Raw genomic sequence first — 18394 nt, 5'->3', positions numbered from 1 at the left:
TCAGTCGCCCCGATTCAAACCCCTGGCCAGGGCGACCCAGGTGGCGGGCGCGAGTTCCTGGGGGCGTTGCTGCAGGCTGAAACCCGCAGAGGCCGCCAAATCCTTCAAGCGGTTTGGCTCAGCCACACCCGCCAGGGTGTTGCGCAACATCTTGCGCCGCGCCAGAAACGCCTGCTTCAGCAGCGATTCCACCCGGGCGGCCAGGGCCGGCTCCACCCGCTCCGAGGCCGGCAAGGGCTCCAGGCAGATCACTTCCGATTGCACCTTTGGTGGCGGCTGGAAACAGCGCGGCGGCACCGGACACACCGAATGGCACCGAGCCAGCAACTGCATGCGAACACTCAGGGCGCTGAAGCTGCTGTGGCCCGGCCGGGCACGAATCCGCTCAGCCACCTCTTTCTGCACCAGCAACACAAGCCGTTGGTAGGGCGGATAGACCGGCCGGTCCAGTCGGCCCACCAACCGCTCCAGCAGTGGGCCAGTGATGTTGTAAGGGATGTTCGCCACCACCTTGTCGGCGATGCGGCCATCACTTAATTCCAGTGGGGCATCAAGAACATCGCCTTGATGGAGGCTGAACCCAGGCTGAACCTCAAAACGCTCCCGAAGGCCTTGCACCAGATCGCGGTCGAGCTCAATCGCATGCACCGCCTTCAGCCCCGCGGCCAGCAGACGCTCGGTCAACGCCCCGCGACCGGGCCCCACCTCAAGCACCCGATCGGTGGACTGCAGATCAGCTGCTTCGATGATTAGTTGCAGCACGGATTCGTCCCGCAACCAGTGCTGACCGAAACGCTTGCGGGCGTGATGTCCGGAGAAACCCATGGGTCAACTGTGCATCAGCACAGCCGTTCCACATCAATCCAGCGAATCGTTCGACAGGGTGCTGTTAGGGGAACAAGGGCCAGCTTGACCCGAAGCAGCTGCTCAGCTGACGCCGGATGCACCGCTCTCCAGCAACTGATCGCGCGAGCCATGCGGCGCCGTTTGGCGGAATGAAAGGCATCAAGGCCATGGCGGTCGTGATGCCCCGTACGACGCCCCTTCACCTCCACCACCAGCAGCTGCTGCTGCTGCTCCAGCACCAGATCGAGCTCGCCCCAACGGCAGTGCCAATTGCGGTCCAGCAAGCGCCATCCCTGCGCTTCCAGCTGCTGCAAGGCCTGCTGCTCTGCCCAGCCACCGCTGCATTGACACCCCACTGGCTTGAACCATCACGTCCTGGTTCAAACCATTCCCCCCTGGAACAGTTCTAGGGTTCAGCGGTGATGGTTTCGATCATGCGCAGACGCTTCACGGCCGTACTGATCTCTCTGGTGGTGTTCTCATGCCAGTGGCTGTTGGCGGCTCCAGCCCACGCCGCGATGGATGTGGCCAAACAGGTGCTGATCGGTGCCGACTACTCGAACAAGGACCTGCGGGGGGCCACCTTCAACCTCAGCAACCTGCGCGAAGCCAACCTCTCCGGATCGGATCTGCGGGGAGCCAGCCTTTACGGCGCGAAGCTGCAGGATGCCGACCTCAGCGGCACCGACCTGCGCGAAGCCACCCTGGACGCCGCCGTGATGACAGGCACCAACCTTGAAGATGCCGTGCTGGAAGGGGCCTTTGCCTTCAACACCCGCTTCAGTGATGTGTTGATCACGGGAGCCGACTTCACCGACGTTCCCATGCGCGGGGACCAACTCAAAAGCCTCTGCGCCGTTGCCGACGGAACGAATTCCGTCACGGGCCGCAGCACCCGCGAGAGTCTCGGTTGCGCTTGAACCATGAGTTTTGATCCCCGCAGCCTCGAGCGCCTGCGCGAGTTGGGGCGCCAACTCCCCGCACGCCTGCCGGAACCGGAGAAGCCTGCGGCAGCGCCCAAAGCCAGCCAGGTGCGCCATCGCGTTGAAACCGAGAAGAACCCCGAGGAGCTCTTCCGGGAACTGATGAAGGCCAGCCAGGACGGCACCGTTCCTGAGCACCTGATGGACCGCCTCAAACAGCTGGAGGCCCAACGCAAACCATCGGCTCCACCATCGTCGTTCAACAGCAACCACGACTCCCCAGCCCTTGCCCCACCAGTGCGCAGCCAGCCAGGACCGGGAAAAAACACCCAGCCAAAACGGCCGAAGGTGGACCCGGGCAGCGAGGAGGAAAGCCTCTACGTGGCTTTCGGGCAGCTGCTGCTCGAGGACGAAGGAGACGACATTTGAACCCGGCCCGTTGCCGGATTCTTGCGGTGGGGAAAGTGCGTCGTGGCTGGATTCAGGATGGCATTGACCTCTACCTGAAACGCCTGCCTGGGTTGACCATCAGCGAACTGCGCGACAGCAACCCAGACAAGGAAGCCGATGCCATCAGGGCAGCCCTGCGGCCCGATGAAACCCTGATTGCGCTGATGGAGCAGGGCGACACCTTGGCGTCGGTTCCCTTCGCACAACGACTCGAACAATTCGGCAACCAGCGGCTGGCCTTTGTGATTGGTGGAGCCGACGGTCTCACCGCTGAGCTCAAGGCGCAGGCCCAATGGCGACTGAGCCTCTCCCCGATGACCTTCCCCCACGAACTGGCGCGGCTGATGCTTGTGGAACAACTGTTCCGGGCCCAGGCGATTGTCCAAGGCAGCCCCTATCACCGCGCCTAGGGTTCACGGATGGCCGCTGATCTTTCCCCCTCGACCATGCGTCTGGCTCTGCTGTCCCCGATCCACGGCCAGTCGATTGATCACATCGCCCGACAACTGGAGAACTACAGGGTCTTTCTTGCGCCCTTTGAGTTGCGTCATTACTTCCACGTGTCTCTGGAGAGTCACCCTGATCTCCAATCCGAACTCACCGCCTTCGCCGAACGGGAGGGGCACAGCATCGTGTTCACACAACGGCAGCAACCCACTTGGCGAGTTTGCACGGCCTACGCCCTGTGTGAACTGATCAAAACGGCACTCGCCGATCAGCACATCCACGACAAGGTTCTGATTCACACCGATACAGACCTCCTGGTTTCAGGCAAAGCAAAAGATCAGCTCCAAAACCACCGCATTGGCTGCGGGAACAACTTGTTCAAGTTCAGCAATGTCCGTTGGAAATGGACAGAAAAAGCCAAAGCAGATCGTCGAATCCAACGATTCACCCAAGAGATGTTGGATGGAGACGTTTCAAAACTGCGAAGCGGACGAGTCTGCGGTGCCTTTATGCCTTGGCCTGTCTTCCAGCTCTTCGGCGTCATCTACAACCATTACTTCAAAGATGATTACTTCAAGAAGAAACCCCAACGCGTCTGGCCAGTCACCGAAATCGCGATTCCCAGCATTCTTCATTTTCTAGAAGGCCAGGACGCCGTCTTTCAGCGCCCTCTTATTGACGTACCAAAAGAAAAAAAAGTACCCCGCAAAGCGATCGATCGACTGCTTCAAAAAGGCGATCAGTTCGGTATCAAAAAAATCGGTCGTGATACGGACAGCGAAGCGTTTCAGCACTTGATGCATCTGCAGGCACAAGCCGCAGAGGAGGCCTGACCGTGCTGCACGTCATCGACAACCTTCTGCCCGCCAGCGCCCTCCAGGACCTGCGCGACCTCTGTGACATCCACGGGCGGCTCAAGGAGCAACACGATGGTGATGCTCAATTCAGCTGGCGCCCTGAAACCGGTTCTCCCCGCTCGATTCACGCAGCCGCTCAGCAAGCCGTCGTCGATCGCTACCTCGACGAGGCCCTGCTCCCTCTGGCAACACCATTTGCCCCCCAACGGGCCGGAGTCGAGTGGTGGTGCAACACCAACAACGATCTCGACTGGCACATCGACAAGGACGAGCTGGAAGGCCAACGCAGCGGCCGTTTCCTGCTGCCCTTGCTGTCCACCGTGTTCTACCCCCACGTGAGCTGCGCTGGCGGCGAACTGCTGCTGGCCGACAACCCTCCGATCGAGAACGGATACCAGGGGCCGTTACCCACATTCCGCTCGGTGATCTCGATCCCACCGGTGGTGAACCGCCTGGTGCTGTTCTCCCCCGGCATCCTGCATCGGATCAATCCCTTCGAAGGCGAGCGCTATTCCGTGGCCGTGAACATCTGGGAGCAAGCGCCCCTCACCACAACGGCTGCAGAGCCACAGGCTTGAATTTTTCGATCGAAACCGTCCAGGCCCGCGGAGAGAAAGCCTGCAATCCCCCCTTGAACGCAGCCGTATCTCCCGTGTTCAACCAGTCCGCCTTGAGCCTGGGCACGTCCTCCGGCAGCCGTTCCATCGGCAGCTCCACCAGCAGCAGGCTGTCGACTCCAGCCGCACGCTGCAGCACACCCTGATCACTGCGCTGCCACACCCGCAGCAGCAGCTCCAGCACCAGAGCATGACCCAACGCCTCCGGAGCCTCACCCTGCGGAGCCACCTCTTTCTGAGACCGTCCCCCCAGGGGCAGGGCGCGCTGGCCCTGCTGATCGATCAGCGCCATGGCCACGAGGTAAGGGGAGTCAGCCAACACCAGATGTCGAAGGCCACCATCCTCACCGAACCCTCCCCACAGCAAGCAGCACATGCGTACTATTTAGCCAGTTGTCGCTGCTGCCGTGGAGCTCCAACACAGACCGCTTCCCCTGCAGCCCAAGCGCAGTCGGCTCACGCTGCCCCTGGCTGGGGAACGCGTCGCCGCTGGCTTCCCGTCCCCAGCCGATGACTACGTCGACGTGGGGATCGACCTCAATGACCAGCTGATCCGGCATCCCACCAGCACCTTTTTCCTGCATGTGAGCGGCGAATCGATGACCGACGCCGGCATCCATGACGGCGATCTTCTGGTGGTCGATCGCAGCCTCGACCCGCGCCCGGGCCAGGTGGTTGTGGCTGTGCTCGACGGTGCCTTCACCCTCAAACGCCTGATGCGTCATCGCGGCCGGTTGCGCCTGGAAGCCGCCCATCCGGACTATCCGCCGCTGGAGCTTCACCGCTGCGGCGAAGTGCAGATCTGGGGCGTCGCAATCCACGTGATCCATCCGCTCTGAAGCGACATCGCCATGCCTCAGGCCACGGCCCTGATCGATGGAAACAACTTCTATGCCTCCTGCGAACAGAGCCTGGATCCGGCTCTGATCGGTCAGCCCGTGGTGGTGCTGTCCAACAACGACGGCTGCATCGTTGCGCGCAGTGCCGAAGCCCGTGCCCTCGGCATCCGCATGGGAACGCCGTACTTCAAGGCACGCCGGGAACTTGAACGGCACAACGTGGTGGTGCGCAGTTCGAACTACGCCCTCTATGCCGACATGAGCCAGCGGATGATGAGCCTGCTGGAGGCCCACTGTGAAGAGCTGGAGGTGTATTCGATTGACGAGGCCTTCGGGAGGATTCGTCGTCCCCGCAATGGCGACCTGCAGGGTTGGGCACGCCAGCTGCGGGCACGGGCACGGCAGAACCTCGGCCTTCCGATCGCCATCGGCCTAGGGGCCAGCAAGGCGCAGGCCAAGCTGGCCAATCGCCTGGCCAAACAGACCCCGGACCATGCCGGAATGTTCGACCTCGGCCAGTGCGACAACCCCGATCGCTGGCTGGAAACCATTGCGATCGAAGATGTCTGGGGAATCGGTCGCCAATTGGCCCATTGGTGCCGCCTGCGGGGCATCAGCAACGCACGACATCTCCGGGACATGCCGAGCGGTGAACTGCGCGCCAAATGCGGCGTGGTGGGTCTGCGGCTGCAACGGGAGCTGCGAGGCCATGCCTGCCTGCCGCTGGAGCTGGCACCAGCACCGAAGCAGGAAACCTGCGTGAGCCGCAGTTTCAGCCGCCCCATCACCAGCCAGGAGGAGCTGCACCAGGCCATCGCCACCTACGTGGTGCGCGCCGCCGAGAAATTGCGCAAGCAACGGCAACGGGCAGCGGCTCTCACCATCTACACCCGCACCAGCCCGTTTGCTCCTGGGTTTTACAGCCAAGCGGCCAGCACGCAGCTGGACCTGCCGAGCAATGACACAGCTGTGCTGCTGCAAGCGGCACGCCCCTTGGTGGCACGGATCTTCCGGCCCCACCGTCCACTGGCCAAGGCCGGCGTGCTGATGCAGCACCTGCAGAGCCACGACATCCTGCAGACCCATCTGATGGTGCCGATGAGTGAGGAGCAGCAGCAGAAACGGGAGTGCCTGATGCAGACCATCGACCGGATCAATCGGCGTTACGGGCGTGGAACCCTGCAATGGGCCGGTTGCGGACTGCAGCCCAGCTGGTTGATGCGGCGTGAGCAACTCAGCCGCGCCGCCACCACCCGTCTGCAGGATCTACCGGTGGTGAAGGCCTGAGCCACAGCTTTGAGCCAGGCCTCAGACCTCCTGCAGCAACTGGATGACCTGTTCACGGGTGCTGAGCAGCAACACCATTCGCTCACCGTGGGCGTTAAGCCCTGTCTGCTCCCGCACCAGATCGGTGCTGGCCAGCGCCAAGCCGCCGGTTTCGGTGAACAGCACCGGCAGGGTGCCTTGATGCCCCTGCATGCCCTGCAGATCCAACGCCTGTCGGACAGCCCGCTGGGCTTTGTCGGAGCCCAGACGCTCCACGAAGGCCGGCCAGAGGTGGTTGACCGGATCGAGCGCGGCGAAATCCAGCTGCGAATCAGTCATCAGGACGGCAACAACGCAAGGGCTTCGCTGATCATCTGCGGGGTGACGGCAATGCGCTCAAGCGGATCAGCATTGTCGAGGTAGGCGTCAAAGGAAGCGAAGCGCTCGATCACGGGGTCGGCCCCCTCGGCGGCGCAAGCCTCAACCCAATCCCCCTCCTCCGGCTTCACCGCGACGTAGGCCTGCAGCGCTTCCTCCAGATCACCGCCATCGCCGACGCCCTCGCCGTGCCAGATCGCTTCGAAGAATTCAGACATCTTCAGCTCGAGGAACAGATCCTGATGCAGTTTGCCCAGACCACCGGCCCATGGCTCAGGCGGCCGGGGGAACGGTGTAACTGGCGCAACGTTGCTGATCCAGATGGCCGATGTGTTTTCGCTCGGTGTAATACAGCTCCTGGTAGCGCAGCGCATCACGGTTGAGGTCATCGAAGAGGGCCTGAATCCGCACCTCCATGTCCACGGAGGCCTGATCTGACGAAGCCTCCTGATCAATCAGAACAGCGATGCAAGATTCGAGGGTTTGCAGACGCTGGCCGCCCCAGGCCTCCAACAGGTGCCGGCAGCGCTTCAAGCTTTTCTGACGCTCCAGCAGGGCAGCAATGCCCCGCAGCTGCTCCAGGGGCTCCGCCAGGGCAACACGCTGCAATTCACCTGGCTCCAAAAGGGGCGTCAGGCGGGACACCAGCGCACTGCTCTCCAGCAGAAGCTGATCGGTGAGCAAGCGGGGCAGATCGATGAGATCCAGACCCTCGCCGTCGTCGTCGCAACGGCTGATCGACTCCAAGCGCCCCTCACCCAGGTTGGTCTCCTCGAGATCCGTGATGGCCGCCCAGAGATGGCGGTGATGGGGAATGGCGAAATCCTCCAGTTCGCGTTTGCGCAGTTCCTGGCGAATCGTGGCCCGATGCCGGGGGCAATGCAGATACAGCCGCAGCAGATCGGCCTCACAGCGCTCCCGCTGCCCGGATTCACCGGGCTGCTCGTGACGGCTGGAGCGCCCATGCCATCGCTGGCCCTTCACCTGCTGCCGCAGGTCGTCCTCGAGCTGAAGGGCCAGGCGTCCCTGGCCACCACTGAGGCGCTCCGCCACCCGTTGGAGGTAGTGGGTGCGCACAGCGGACTGGGGCAGTTTGCCCAGCAGCCCCACCAGGGCCGTGACCGCCTGTTGGAACTGGTCGGCCCGGCTGAGATCGCGCTCCTCCAGCACCTGCTCGATTTGCCAATCCAGCCAGAGGGGGGCCTGATCGAGCAGAGCTCGGTAATCGCCGGCCCCGTTCTGTTTGAGGAACTCATCGGGGTCCTTGCCTGAAGGAAGGTGCAGAACCCGAAGCTCCAGCTGGCCCTGCATCGCCAGCTGCTCCACCTCGCCGATGGCCCGATTGGCTGCACGGACACCGGCACCGTCGGCGTCGAAATTCAGAACGATCCTCTTGCTGTCGCTGACGCGGCACAACTGGGTGATCTGCTGACTGCTCAGAGCCGTGCCGAGGGAGGCCACCGCGTTGGTGATGCCGGCGGCATGCAGGGCAATCACATCGAAATAGCCCTCCACCACCACCGCCCTGTCGTCCTTGCGGATGGCATTGGAGGCCTTATCGAGACCAAACAGATGCTTCCCCTTCTCGAACACTTCGGTCTCGGGGGAGTTGAGGTATTTCGGTTCGCTGCCATCAAGGCTGCGTCCCCCGAAACCGATCACCCGGCCCTGACGGTCATGGATGGGGACCATGACCCGATGGCGAAAACGGTCATAGAACCCGTTGCCGCCCTTGCGGGGAACCACCAGCCCAGCAGCCTCGAGAAGCTCAGGCGCTAGCCCCTCAACTTGTTGAAGATGGTTGAGCAGACCATCCCACTGATCCGGCGCATAGCCGAGTTGGAAGTTCTCCTGGGTGGCGGGGCTCAACCCTCTGCCATCACTGAGGTACTTGAGGGCATCTGCGCCAGCAGGCGCCATCAACTGGCTGCGAAACCAACCGGCAGCCAAAGCCAGTGCCCGCTGCAGCTTGTCCCTGCGAGACAACTGTTGCCGCAGCCGTTCCTGCTGCGGACCATCCACCGTCTCGATCGGCAGCTGATAACGCCGCGCCAGATCCAGCACAACATCGCTGAAACTCTGGCGCTGGAACTCCATCAGGAACTTGATGGAGTTGCCGCCAGCACCACAGGAGAAGCAGTAGTAGAACTGCTTGGCGGGCGACACCGTCATCGACGGTTTGCTGTCGTCATGGAACGGACAGATCCCGACGAATTCCCGTCCCTTCTTCTTGAGCACCACGTGCTCGCCCACCACATCAACGATGTCGGCCCGTTCCTTGACGGCCTCGATCGTTCTTGGGTGCAGGCGGGCGTTCACCATCGGTCCATTCTGCGAAGTCGCAGGGTTCCGTGCACCCCGTCATCAGAACAGCCATGGCCGAACCGCAGACCCCACAGCCCTGGTGGAACCGGGACTCGGTGCGGGGCAGCCGTGCCCTGATCCTGAGCTCACTGGCCTTCAGCCTGATGACGGTCTGCGTCAAGCAACTGAACAGTCGGCTTCCGGTGGCGGAAATCGTGCTGTGCCGGGCCCTGATCAGCATTGTTCTGACCGCTGTGGGCCTGCGCCTGGCCGGGGTCTCCCCGTGGGGCCAACGGCGGGGGCTGTTGGTGGCGCGGGGGGTGCTGGGCAGCTTGGCCCTGCTCTGCTTCTTCGAAGCGATTGACCAGCTGCCGCTCGCTTCAGCGACGGTGCTCCAGTACACCTACCCGACCTTCACCGCCGTGGCAGCGCTGTTGCTATTGGGCGAGCCCCTGCGCCGACGCATCGGTGCAGCAGTTCTGCTGGGCTGGATCGGAGTCACGCTGGTGGTGCAACCGCAGTGGCTCACGGGAACAGCGCAAACTGCGCAACTGATCCCTTCCCTGATCGGCATTGGTGGCGCTCTGATGACCGCCCTGGCCTACGTGAGTGTGCGGCGTCTGTCGAAAACCGAGGACCCCTTGGTGATCATCCTCTATTTCCCGATGATCTCGGTTCCCCTGACCCTGCCCTGGGTGCTGCAGCAAGGGGTCTGGCCCCAAGGCATCGAATGGTTCTGGCTCCTGGGGGTCGGGGTGATGACCCAGCTGGGCCAGATCTGGGTGACCGAGGGCCTGCGCTGCCTGCCCGCCGCCCGAGCCACATCGATCAACTACGTGCAGGTGGTCTTTGCCGCTGGCTGGGGGTGGATTTGGTTTGCTGAATCAATCAATGCCTGGCAAGTAGGTGGCGGGATGCTGGTACTGGCCGCCACCCTGATCAGCCTCTCAGCACGTGAAAAGAGATCAAGCTTGAGGTAACCCAAGGGGGTACAGGAGCCAACGCTGAAGATCACCCGCCTCGCCAGCAACAGGCCGTGCAAGGGTCCAACCCTCACCGCGCTGCCCCTTTAGGAGGAAAAGCTCAAAAGAGCTATCAACCCGCACAGGATCTTGGGGGAGTTGCCAATCAAAGCTTCCTTCGAGATGAATGAAGCTTTGACCATCCACTTTGAGTGTTTCTTGATGATCGACACGCACACGGCTAACCTCGGGGACCTTAATCGATGGATTCAGACCAAGGCTCTCGGAGATCGATGATTGGGTAACAGCAATTTGCGCCTGCAGAGCCTCTATAACAAGACTTCTCGGCGGTTCATAATTAAAGGAGCACGACGTTGATGCGAAGCCAAGAAGGAGAACGCAGAGAATATTTAGTGCAGCAGTCCGGATGCGCACAGAAAGCGAATGCAACAGGTTTCGATATCGAGAGAGAAACATTCTTTGAGAAAAGTCAGACGGCTGATGCAGCAGCTTTCAAATCCTTCTGGGAAGGGGATTTGTAAGAAGAAACCACGGCAATGGCCATCGCTAAAACTCCGGTGGTTGCAGCTCGAGGGAGGGTCAAAATTGGATCAATCGCTAAAAGAAGAACGAGAATCGGAGGTGCAGGAACTTGAAAATAAAGAAGCGCCACAGTGATGGTGGGGACAGTCGCTACCCCTGTGAGCCCAGCTGCTGAAATCCCGGTGATGGCACCCAGGGCAATAACTTCAACAACCCTTACGGGAGTGATGCTCACGTCATAAAGGTTTAGAGCGAATAAAATGGCGATCACGTTATAAGAAACATTCCCAAGCCTGGCAATTAGCAAACTCAGTGAAGCCGAAGCCTCAACTTCAGATTCATCACGACCCATGCCAGTGAGAGTGTCAAAAAGCAAGGGGTAAGCGGTCATGCTGCTTCCTGTGGACAAGCTCAGCAGAAAAACAGAATCCACTGGATTCACGGAAATGCCTGAGCGTTCTGACGTAGACGTAAAACGACGGAAGACGAGTCTAGAGATGCCCAGAGATGCGATTGCAGTAAGGAAAACGCAAATCGTGAAATTAAGAAGGGCGACAACGATTTCAGCATTGATCGTGGAAATCGCAGCAGAAATAAGGCATATAAGAACCAGAGGAGCGAGATTCAGTACTATGCTTAAAACTTGAACTGAAGTTGTATTAACGCTTCGAAGCAAAGTAAGAAGGGGTTGCGTGCTATCTGATCTGAGACGTGCAATTGCCAAACCAGCAATGACAGATCCAGTGATGACTTTCAATGTTTGGCCATCAGAGGCATCAGCAAAAATGTTGCTAGGTATGAGCCTCGAAAACCAAATATCATTCACTTGGGCGACAGTAGAAACAGCACCAATGCGAATGTCGGTAACATCGAGCATGAACCGTCCAATCGACAACTTTGCGCTCGGGGAAAGAATACCTGGGCTTTGATAAAGCGAAAGCAACAAAGCTAGGGATGATGCAAATAAGATTGCCACCAACAATGAAACAACAAACCTTGTACCGAATCGAATACGATCGCTGTTGCTTCGGGTTTCAGAGCCAAAGATATTGGCAATGGAAATCATCACAGCGGATAAAACCAGTGGAATCGCTGGAAAGGCAATAAGCTGAACCAACGAAACACCGATTTCGTTTAACGTGGATGAGTAGGAAGGTGGAATAAATCTGCCTAAAACAATTGAAAAAGGCAAGATGTAGAGGAAAAAGTTGCGCGGTTTTCGCAACCTTGGCAGGAAGGTGAAGACGGAGGAAAATAGAGATTGAACAAGTGAGGAGTTGATACGCATGATCAAGAGGGAAGATAGAAGGATTGGAACTCGTCCAGAATGTTGATATCAGTCTTGATTCCTCCCCATTCTCGGCGCAATGCCATGTCGATAAAGTCTTTAAGACCAAGCCTTCCATCTTGGGACAAGTAGATGGACTTTCGATCAATCAACTCATCGAAGAGGATCGGTACATACTCAAGCGACAAATCAGGTTGAGAATAAACAATTGGCTTAATCTCAGTGGTATCACGGTAGATTGCATCAATCACAGAGTCTTTTTCAAACAATGCTTTTTTGGCCGCTGGCCAATTCTTAAACCCTACAAACGTAGCATTTGGAAAATTAGCTTTTGCCTCAGTCTCCCAGGTTGAGTTTTTGATCGAACCAATCCTTATGGTTGAATTCTTCAGTATCTCGCCAAACTTAGGGTCATCTGGATCGACACCCAGTGAAGCAACAAATTCTCGATTAGCAAGGAAAGCATGGCGAAAACTCAGATATTGAATCGGGAAAGCATCAAAAAGCCGATTGTATGTAAGACCAAGTTTGCCAATTGCGATATCAAAATCACCATTACCCACACGTTCAACCAGATTATTGAAACTCTTGGACGAGCGATCAAATTGGATTTCTACGCCGAGTTTGCTCGCTAGAGTTCTTGCAAAATCAACATCGTACCCTTGGAGCTCATCTGAGTTCTCTTCAAGGAAGTAAGCAGGAGGAGTGTTGTAAGGGGGCAAGCCTACTTTGAGGTAGCCTCTCGCTTGAATAGCATCCACAAAGTCATTGGCTGCGTTGGCCTCGAGAGGAGAAAGTAGAAGCAAAGATGCGCATGCGAATGCAACAATTAATCTAAGAAAAGAATTAAACACGCAACAAAAAAAGCCAAAGAACCCATGCAAATATTATAGACACATTCGTTTAAGCTAGCATTAAAACAAGGGCGAATCAGCAAATGGAAAACAAGTAGACGTTACACAGCCAATAACGTGTCTGAGCGTAATCCTTTACGGAGAGATTCGACAGCCACGAGGTCATCAAGAGAGATATTGCCCATGTTCACGTTCGGTCCGTAACGCTTAATCAGATAGGTCTGTACTGATTTGATGGGAGCTTCAAACAGAAAGCAACCAATTGGAAGCCTTGCAGTAATTGACTCAAGCAAAACACTATCCACTTGACCACCATCTGAAACATAGCCAGAACGGCCAGATTCCCTGGATTCAAGAATGATAAGAGAAGCACCCGATTGGGCTGAAATTTCGCAATGATCAATCCATTGCTGAGCAGTTAATTCAAATTCCGGGTCAGATGATTTACGACCCACCTCACTCATCACAAAGAAATTTGAGGAAAGTTTTCTGATGTATGAGCAATAGGTTGCGTCATCAAGGTCAATAGTTCCACGACTAAGCTCAACGCAATCAAGACCAAAGGATTCTATTCGGCGTAAAAATTCGTCAAAGCTATGACGATGAATCATATACTCAAAGAAAGTTCCACCAAGGATAGGACGAACATTGAGCTGTTTGCAAAGATTTGACTTTCGCGAAAAATCGGGGTCTACAAGTGCACTTCCCCAACCAAACTTCAAAAAATCAATATAGGTTGAGTATGAATTTAAGTAGGATTCAAAAAGAGGGAAAGGCGTACCAACATCGAGAACATGGTTGAGCGATTCAAAAGTTAAGATTGAATTATCAGTCATTTAAACTTAAGCGTCAGAAGGCTCTTCAAGTTCGTTGAATCTTGAATTAGACTCAAGAATATTAGCAGTTAAAAGAGCAACACAAACGATTCCTACAATACCAAAACCGATTGCGACAAACTTACCAAGGGTTGTTGAAGGGGTTACATCGCCATAACCGATCGTGGTAGACGTGACAATGGAAAACCATAGGGCTCGGGTGATTGAGCCAAAATGCTCTGAATCAAAATCCCGCTCGAGCAGATAGATACAGAAAGCCATGACGTAAGTCACAATGGCAAGCAAAACCAAGGGGAAGAATGTATAACCTGGAGAATCAGTCAAGATAAACTGAACACGCTTTAAGACACGTTGAAATCCCGAGTAATATATAGACAGCAAAGATTTCAAAATATATATTCCAATCACAACAAATGAGTCGTTAGGGAAAACTTCGGTTACCAAGATCAAGACGATGCCAAGATCAATGAGAGCGCCTCTCTGGAAGAAAGAGGCAACAAGACCCGAAATAGAATAATCGGATAAAGACCATGTATTAGCTAATTTACCAACATAATCAGTGATAAAGAAAACCTCAATCAAATTCAATGCAAAGTCAAGATAAAAATGACCAACCTTCGTGTCTAATGATGGTTCGGTACTCAAGGCGATTTGCGCTAAAAGCAGTATGATTATGCAATTCAGTAGCAAAGAATAGTTATTGCCAGGGAGGCCACCCAGATAATCCCCGAAATACCACGGATCCTTGCCTGGATATTTCATATGGAATCAGAGCACGCCTCTCTTGATGACAAATAAACGTAAAATAGACCAGGCACCAAAGGTAACTTTCAAAGCGGCGATAATATTCAAAGCTGGGATATAAAAAACCGGTGAAAGACTTGAAAATATTGAAGCAGGATATAAAAAAGAAGACAAAGTAGCCAACGCTAATAATATGAAGCAAGCAACAGCAAATTTTTCAATTGCAGGTGCATTTGCTTTGAAATAAAAGTCTTCAACTTTTTGAAGCCTTCCAGTGATCATCAGTAGAGTGATGGAGGTGGCTCCTGCAACTCCTGATGCAAAGCCACCACCGGGCGTTAAATGCCCTTTGAGGGCAAGATCAATCGCCAGGAAAAAACTCAATAATGCCGCGATATCAAGAAGAAGGCGAACAGCCTCATCATTAACCCCAACAAATCTCTCTTCAGAATCCTCCTCATGCAGCAAGATTTTTACGCCAAGGCCGGCGATTGTAAATACACTAACCTCACCAACAGTATCGAAAAGACGTGTTACCAGTATAACTGATGTAACCGAATTAGGTATTTGTGTATAAGCAGAAAGATAGTCAACAATTGCCTGTGTGTCTCTACCAAGAGTTTCATCTCGAGAGAACAAGGCCATGAACATTACTGATGTGATGGCCAACAAGTAAACAAGTGACTTCAAGGATTGGCTTGAAGGAGGAAAGAGCCTTGAGTCTGTTGTTTTGGATGGTAAAGTCATGCTAATGATGAGGTCGTGGAGAAAGTAAGGTCAAGTTTCAGATCATCAAAACTGACTGTATTTTGCACATCCAATAGAAGGCTTTTTGCCTCAAAATAAATTATTGACTCATGCATGATCGCATGGGGCGAGCCTGAATATTTAGAGGAAGACAAGCAATCAAGAATGGAGACATTGTCAACATATAAATCCTCAGGTTGATAAACAATATTTAGATGTAACTCATCAAATAATGTTTTTAACTTTAATCTCAATGAATCAGGAACAGATGAACCCTTATCATGGATTAAAACAATTGAATAACAAGAACGAATGGTTACAATATAAAGCAATGAGGACAAAAGGGTACCAACCATGACTTCAGTCAATGCAACATCAGGAGCACCAACAAGAGCATAAATAAGTGCGGATATACTTCCCAGGAATGAGCGATAAATAAGGCTATTGATTGGTGATTGGGAACGTATGAGAAGAATTCCCAGAACCGGAAGAAGAAGTTCAAATGGGAAAATTAAAGCGGTGCTGGTAATGGCGCTATTCATAGTTTTCGATCAGAAATATTTCCAAGAATATAACTGGAAATCGTATTCCATAACGACAAAGAGAGAGCAGTTACAATTAACAAGGGCCAATATTGTGGGAAACGAATTATTAAACTAAGAAGAATTAAAAGTGAACCAACACTGTCTGAAACAGTAAGAGTGTGCAATTTATAGAAGATGGAATGCTCACGATTCAGAATAGGAAAAGTTCCCCACGTCCAAAAGAACAAGCCAACAAATAGAAATGCGTATGAAAGTATAGAAAGTGTCATGACTTAAATCCTCATCTCAAGCAAAGAAAGAATGAGCATGCCGGCATCCCCAACAATAAGAATGAAAGCACCAATACAACCAATCATCCAATCACCTCTAAAAACACCAAAAAAAAGTATCATCATCGCAAGCTTATGCCCAAAGCTAGAGGCATAGGCAATACGCTCTGGCGTGTCTTTAGACCTAGAAATAGCAAATACGGGGATTAAGCTAATTAATAACATAAGATATATAATGATATATTCAAGAACTTCAGGACGAACAGGATTGAATTGAGTCATTGCTTTGATACCTCCTGAGGAGAATCCAGGCTGGAAGCAGATATGACATTGTGCACCCTCCAAGTATCACTTTTCTCAAGGCGAGTCACCAGTGTCATTGGGGTAAATGTCATTCGAAAAAGATCGAGAAACTTTGAATACCTAGATCCATTTAATGCCCGCCTGGAAAGACTCTGTTCAGAAAAATCATCGACAGGATCTGAAATTAAGATCAACTGAATGCTTTCTTTAATCATATCGAATGGCAGTCGTAAGGTAAGCAAGATTTCAGACATCAATGGAGATAATTTCAGCTTTCTGAAATCGCCAAATGGTATGAATAGACAAACAACTAAACCTATTAGAATATTATTTGATTGAAAACTTGCAGTCACCAAACACCACAACGAAAGCCGGAACGAAAGAATTAAGGATAGCCTTATGAAATTTGTCATTAGATTTTCAGATAAAGGAGATTTGCAAGTAATAGAGCAGCGACTAGAAAAGGTGCACCAACCAAATCCAGTGTGCGTGTCACCGGCTTGACAAAGTCATCGGCTTGTATACCAACCACTGAGACAAATAGAATGCCACCCAAGACTGCAGAAACAACTGCTGACTGAATCGAACCTAGTGTTAACAGTTCAGGGAAAAGTAGGGACGAACACACCAGTAAGATTATAGACAACATAAGTATATAATTTTTCGGCTTTGAAAATAAGTCATTTAAAGCAGATGCCAAATCAAAAGACGTCGCTTGGTTCAAATTTTGTCTTTTGATAAAGATACTTACTCTGTCGAAAATCAAACGTGCGTAAACAGTTGAAGTGAGCAATGAGGCTGTTGTATAAATAAGCCTTGCTTCGAATGGAATATCGTATTTAATCCAGGTTTTTGTGATAAAACCTGCTAGAAATGGAAATCCCATAATGGATAGGCTGGCAACAACAAAAACGATTACTCTTAAAAGTTCTTGCGGTGAATTTCGATTATTGAAATACGTTGAATCGAAGTTAGTGAGACTATTTGAATGATCGTTATCATCGTGCAGAGTAGAAAATAGTAATGCCTTGCAGATACCATGCTGCATTGCATAAATGCAGCCATAGGCAGGAGATAGGATGGCGATACCCAATTGAGAGACAGAGCTCCAGCCGAGTGCTCTCCCACTCTCTCGCTCAAAAACCGCATAGATGGCTGCAACAACAGCACTGATCACACCAATAACAATCATGGAATCGCTAATTGGAGTCAGAATCTGACTCATCCGTGCGATCGGAGCGATGCCAGCACAGGTCACACAACCTGAAAGTATTGCGGAAGACTGACAGTTGGTGTGGGAATAAATGTTGGGGACCCACAAACCACAAAGAAAGACTCCAGATTTAGTCAGTAAACCAGCAATGATTAGGCAAAGCGCTGTATCAGGAGCATTCACCAAATCCTTTAACAAGAAACTACCTGTAAATGTGAAAGCTTGCACAACGCCAATCAAATAGATGAGCATTGCCAATCCACCTCCAATCAAATACTGGAAAGAATTAAACAAAGACTTTTTATCATTACGGTCTGCAACCAGCAGAAAAGCGCAAAACCCAAGTAACTCTAATGAAATAAACAAGCTAACCAGGTCAACGGCACTGAAGGAAATAAACAACGCGGTGAGCAGAACCAAACATATTTGGTAAAAATAATGAGTAAACCGATTCGCGAATAGACCAAATACGATAAGTAGAGTGATACAGCTACCAAATATCAGAGGAAATGAATAAGAATCAACAGAAAATTGAATCCCTCCCTCACCGACCAGCGTGAATGCATAGGCAAAATCACCTTGAAGTGCAGCAAAGCTTGATGCAGCAAAGCCAAGCAGACTCAAAACGCCAAAAGGGAAAACAATTCTCGGGAAAACGCAACCTATAAAACCCAAAAATGCAGGCAAGAATATAAGTGCGGGGAAAACAATCTGTAAATCCATTATTTTTCAAGATCTCTATAGCGAAGCATTGGCGATTTCCTACCGAGGCGAAGTGCTACCGAACAAAGCAAAGCTTGGGTGGCAAAGCCGATAACAATTGCAGTCAAAATGATGGCTTGCGGATATGGATCTGAATAAGCGCTGTATCGCTGTGCGGAAACAATGGGCGTCTGATAACCAGAGGATGCAGCAAAGAATACAAAAATAGTGATGGTGGCCGTATCAATCACATCAAGCGAAAGAAGCGAACGTAAAATTGATTTTGAATTAAGTAAACCAAAGCAACCAATGATCATCAGCAAGACGATCGGGAACAACCTTATTTTCTCGGGCGTCAGCACCATAAGAAGTTAATAGCATTTTCATGCTAACGAGATACTTTTTTTCGTCAAGCAAATGATGCGAATTTGCAGCTTGCAGTACAGCCTGCGTCTCAACTA

At 53.0% G+C, this 18394-nt stretch carries 26 protein-coding genes; 8 read left to right on the top strand and 18 right to left on the bottom strand.

All coding sequences use genetic code 11. The features are described from left to right. Together rsmA and SynA1562_RS05705 are read right to left on the bottom strand one after the other, a co-directional pair. Positions 1–825 carry a 16S rRNA (adenine(1518)-N(6)/adenine(1519)-N(6))-dimethyltransferase RsmA gene (gene rsmA / locus SynA1562_RS05710; RefSeq protein ID WP_186495109.1) on the bottom strand — a complete coding sequence of 275 codons (825 nt, stop codon included), beginning with the start codon at positions 823–825 and terminating at the stop codon, positions 1–3. A 14-nt stretch (positions 826–839) separates the two neighbouring features. Further along, positions 840–1160, bottom strand: coding sequence for a YraN family protein (locus SynA1562_RS05705; protein WP_255445757.1), 321 nt, complete (start codon positions 1158–1160; stop codon positions 840–842). 120 nt (positions 1161–1280) lie between these two features. Between SynA1562_RS05705 and SynA1562_RS05700 the strand changes: the two genes are divergently transcribed. The 5 genes from SynA1562_RS05700 to SynA1562_RS05680 all read left to right on the top strand — a co-directional run bounded on the left by SynA1562_RS05700 (position 1281) and on the right by SynA1562_RS05680 (position 4101). Continuing rightward, positions 1281–1766, top strand: a complete 486-nt coding sequence (locus SynA1562_RS05700; protein ID WP_186495107.1) for a pentapeptide repeat-containing protein — start codon at positions 1281–1283, stop codon at positions 1764–1766. Positions 1767–1769: 3 nt separating this feature from the next. Next, complete coding sequence (locus SynA1562_RS05695; protein WP_186495106.1) at positions 1770–2198, top strand: hypothetical protein; 429 nt, start codon at positions 1770–1772, stop codon at positions 2196–2198. After that, positions 2195–2629, top strand: a complete 435-nt coding sequence (locus SynA1562_RS05690) for a 23S rRNA (pseudouridine(1915)-N(3))-methyltransferase RlmH (RefSeq protein WP_011364159.1) — start codon at positions 2195–2197, stop codon at positions 2627–2629. Before SynA1562_RS05695 ends, SynA1562_RS05690 begins: the two co-directional genes overlap by 4 nt. A 132-nt stretch (positions 2630–2761) precedes the next feature. Next, on the top strand, positions 2762–3499 hold the full coding sequence (locus SynA1562_RS05685; protein ID WP_255445755.1) for a hypothetical protein: 738 nt from the start codon (positions 2762–2764) through the stop codon (positions 3497–3499). Between the two features lie 2 nt (positions 3500–3501). Further along, positions 3502–4101 (top strand): 2OG-Fe(II) oxygenase, encoded by a 600-nt coding sequence (locus tag SynA1562_RS05680; protein ID WP_186495104.1) that lies wholly within the window; start codon positions 3502–3504, stop codon positions 4099–4101. On the opposite strand, the gene SynA1562_RS05675 is transcribed toward SynA1562_RS05680, so the two are convergent. Beyond that, positions 4070–4459 carry a hypothetical protein gene (locus tag SynA1562_RS05675; RefSeq protein WP_255445754.1) on the bottom strand — a complete coding sequence of 130 codons (390 nt, stop codon included), beginning with the start codon at positions 4457–4459 and terminating at the stop codon, positions 4070–4072. The two genes, SynA1562_RS05680 and SynA1562_RS05675, sit on opposite strands and share 32 nt — an antisense overlap. An 88-nt stretch (positions 4460–4547) precedes the next feature. Here SynA1562_RS05675 and SynA1562_RS05670 point away from each other — a divergent pair, with 88 nt between their 5' ends. Continuing rightward, the gene (locus tag SynA1562_RS05670; protein ID WP_186495102.1) at positions 4548–4979 is read left to right on the top strand and encodes a LexA family transcriptional regulator; all 432 of its coding nucleotides are present in this window, start codon (positions 4548–4550) and stop codon (positions 4977–4979) included. Positions 4980–4991: 12 nt separating this feature from the next. Next, positions 4992–6266, top strand: coding sequence for a Y-family DNA polymerase (locus tag SynA1562_RS05665; RefSeq protein WP_186495101.1), 1275 nt, complete (start codon positions 4992–4994; stop codon positions 6264–6266). Positions 6267–6287: 21 nt separating this feature from the next. Here the strand turns inward: SynA1562_RS05665 and SynA1562_RS05660 are convergent, their stop codons facing one another. Genes SynA1562_RS05660 through dnaG form a run of 3 tightly spaced genes read right to left on the bottom strand, consistent with a single transcriptional unit; the run spans position 6288 to position 8945 of the window. Further along, on the bottom strand, positions 6288–6584 hold the full coding sequence (locus tag SynA1562_RS05660) for a hypothetical protein (RefSeq protein WP_186495100.1): 297 nt from the start codon (positions 6582–6584) through the stop codon (positions 6288–6290). Beyond that, entirely contained in the window at positions 6584–6841 is a 258-nt protein-coding gene (locus tag SynA1562_RS05655) for a hypothetical protein (RefSeq protein WP_115132806.1), read from the bottom strand. Before SynA1562_RS05655 ends, SynA1562_RS05660 begins: the two co-directional genes overlap by 1 nt. 55 nt (positions 6842–6896) lie before the next feature. Next, entirely contained in the window at positions 6897–8945 is a 2049-nt protein-coding gene (gene dnaG / locus SynA1562_RS05650) for a DNA primase (protein WP_186495099.1), read from the bottom strand. A gap of 53 nt (positions 8946–8998) precedes the next feature. Between dnaG and SynA1562_RS05645 the strand changes: the two genes are divergently transcribed. Beyond that, on the top strand, positions 8999–9907 hold the full coding sequence (locus SynA1562_RS05645; RefSeq protein ID WP_186495098.1) for a DMT family transporter: 909 nt from the start codon (positions 8999–9001) through the stop codon (positions 9905–9907). Here the strand turns inward: SynA1562_RS05645 and SynA1562_RS05640 are convergent. The 12 genes from SynA1562_RS05640 to SynA1562_RS05585 form a co-directional block, all read right to left on the bottom strand. Next, positions 9893–10339, bottom strand: coding sequence for a hypothetical protein (locus SynA1562_RS05640; RefSeq protein ID WP_255445753.1), 447 nt, complete (start codon positions 10337–10339; stop codon positions 9893–9895). The two genes, SynA1562_RS05645 and SynA1562_RS05640, sit on opposite strands and share 15 nt — an antisense overlap. Positions 10340–10379: 40 nt before the next feature. Continuing rightward, positions 10380–11720 (bottom strand): dicarboxylate/amino acid:cation symporter, encoded by a 1341-nt coding sequence (locus SynA1562_RS05635; protein WP_186495096.1) that lies wholly within the window; start codon positions 11718–11720, stop codon positions 10380–10382. A 2-nt stretch (positions 11721–11722) separates the two neighbouring features. Beyond that, entirely contained in the window at positions 11723–12574 is an 852-nt protein-coding gene (locus tag SynA1562_RS05630; RefSeq protein ID WP_186495095.1) for an ABC transporter substrate-binding protein, read from the bottom strand. Positions 12575–12675: 101 nt separating this feature from the next. Beyond that, the gene (locus SynA1562_RS05625) at positions 12676–13410 is read right to left on the bottom strand and encodes a phosphosulfolactate synthase (protein WP_186495094.1); all 735 of its coding nucleotides are present in this window, start codon (positions 13408–13410) and stop codon (positions 12676–12678) included. Positions 13411–13416: 6 nt separating this feature from the next. Continuing rightward, positions 13417–14172, bottom strand: a complete 756-nt coding sequence (locus SynA1562_RS05620) for a potassium channel family protein (RefSeq protein WP_186495093.1) — start codon at positions 14170–14172, stop codon at positions 13417–13419. Positions 14173–14178: 6 nt separating this feature from the next. Next, positions 14179–14901, bottom strand: coding sequence for a Na(+)/H(+) antiporter subunit B (locus SynA1562_RS05615; protein ID WP_255445752.1), 723 nt, complete (start codon positions 14899–14901; stop codon positions 14179–14181). Next, positions 14898–15443: a hydrogenase subunit MbhD domain-containing protein gene (locus SynA1562_RS05610; protein ID WP_186495091.1), complete on the bottom strand. Its 546-nt coding sequence runs from the start codon at positions 15441–15443 to the stop codon at positions 14898–14900. The genes SynA1562_RS05615 and SynA1562_RS05610 overlap by 4 nt, the downstream gene beginning before the upstream one ends. Next, positions 15440–15715 carry a monovalent cation/H(+) antiporter subunit G gene (locus SynA1562_RS05605; protein ID WP_186495090.1) on the bottom strand — a complete coding sequence of 92 codons (276 nt, stop codon included), beginning with the start codon at positions 15713–15715 and terminating at the stop codon, positions 15440–15442. The genes SynA1562_RS05610 and SynA1562_RS05605 overlap by 4 nt, the downstream gene beginning before the upstream one ends. 3 nt (positions 15716–15718) lie before the next feature. Then, entirely contained in the window at positions 15719–15997 is a 279-nt protein-coding gene (locus SynA1562_RS05600; protein WP_186495089.1) for a hypothetical protein, read from the bottom strand. Beyond that, entirely contained in the window at positions 15994–16371 is a 378-nt protein-coding gene (locus SynA1562_RS05595; protein ID WP_186495088.1) for a hypothetical protein, read from the bottom strand. Before SynA1562_RS05595 ends, SynA1562_RS05600 begins: the two co-directional genes overlap by 4 nt. 59 nt (positions 16372–16430) lie before the next feature. Further along, complete coding sequence (locus SynA1562_RS05590) at positions 16431–17918, bottom strand: proton-conducting transporter membrane subunit (protein ID WP_186495087.1); 1488 nt, start codon at positions 17916–17918, stop codon at positions 16431–16433. Between the two features lie 35 nt (positions 17919–17953). Beyond that, positions 17954–18295, bottom strand: a complete 342-nt coding sequence (locus tag SynA1562_RS05585) for a cation:proton antiporter subunit C (RefSeq protein ID WP_186495086.1) — start codon at positions 18293–18295, stop codon at positions 17954–17956. Between the last annotated feature and the right edge of the window lie 99 nt (positions 18296–18394).

The sequence above is a fragment of the Synechococcus sp. A15-62 genome (assembly GCF_014280075.1).
Taxonomy (GTDB): Bacteria; Cyanobacteriota; Cyanobacteriia; order PCC-6307; family Cyanobiaceae; genus Parasynechococcus.
Note: the sequence above shows the minus strand (reverse complement) of the source record. Positions and strands in the feature narration are given on the sequence as shown.

Coding starts and splice junctions, on each gene's coding strand:
- rsmA (WP_186495109.1), bottom strand. CDS start 825: ATGGGTTTCTCCGGACATCACGCCCGCAAGCGTTTCGGTCAGCACTGG.
- SynA1562_RS05700 (WP_186495107.1), top strand. CDS start 1,281: ATGCGCAGACGCTTCACGGCCGTACTGATCTCTCTGGTGGTGTTCTCA.
- SynA1562_RS05695 (WP_186495106.1), top strand. CDS start 1,770: ATGAGTTTTGATCCCCGCAGCCTCGAGCGCCTGCGCGAGTTGGGGCGC.
- SynA1562_RS05665 (WP_186495101.1), top strand. CDS start 4,992: ATGCCTCAGGCCACGGCCCTGATCGATGGAAACAACTTCTATGCCTCC.
- SynA1562_RS05660 (WP_186495100.1), bottom strand. CDS start 6,584: ATGACTGATTCGCAGCTGGATTTCGCCGCGCTCGATCCGGTCAACCAC.
- SynA1562_RS05655 (WP_115132806.1), bottom strand. CDS start 6,841: ATGTCTGAATTCTTCGAAGCGATCTGGCACGGCGAGGGCGTCGGCGAT.
- dnaG (WP_186495099.1), bottom strand. CDS start 8,945: ATGGTGAACGCCCGCCTGCACCCAAGAACGATCGAGGCCGTCAAGGAA.
- SynA1562_RS05645 (WP_186495098.1), top strand. CDS start 8,999: ATGGCCGAACCGCAGACCCCACAGCCCTGGTGGAACCGGGACTCGGTG.
- SynA1562_RS05635 (WP_186495096.1), bottom strand. CDS start 11,720: ATGCGTATCAACTCCTCACTTGTTCAATCTCTATTTTCCTCCGTCTTC.
- SynA1562_RS05625 (WP_186495094.1), bottom strand. CDS start 13,410: ATGACTGATAATTCAATCTTAACTTTTGAATCGCTCAACCATGTTCTC.
- SynA1562_RS05620 (WP_186495093.1), bottom strand. CDS start 14,172: ATGAAATATCCAGGCAAGGATCCGTGGTATTTCGGGGATTATCTGGGT.
- SynA1562_RS05615 (WP_255445752.1), bottom strand. CDS start 14,901: ATGACTTTACCATCCAAAACAACAGACTCAAGGCTCTTTCCTCCTTCA.
- SynA1562_RS05610 (WP_186495091.1), bottom strand. CDS start 15,443: ATGAATAGCGCCATTACCAGCACCGCTTTAATTTTCCCATTTGAACTT.
- SynA1562_RS05605 (WP_186495090.1), bottom strand. CDS start 15,715: ATGACACTTTCTATACTTTCATACGCATTTCTATTTGTTGGCTTGTTC.
- SynA1562_RS05600 (WP_186495089.1), bottom strand. CDS start 15,997: ATGACTCAATTCAATCCTGTTCGTCCTGAAGTTCTTGAATATATCATT.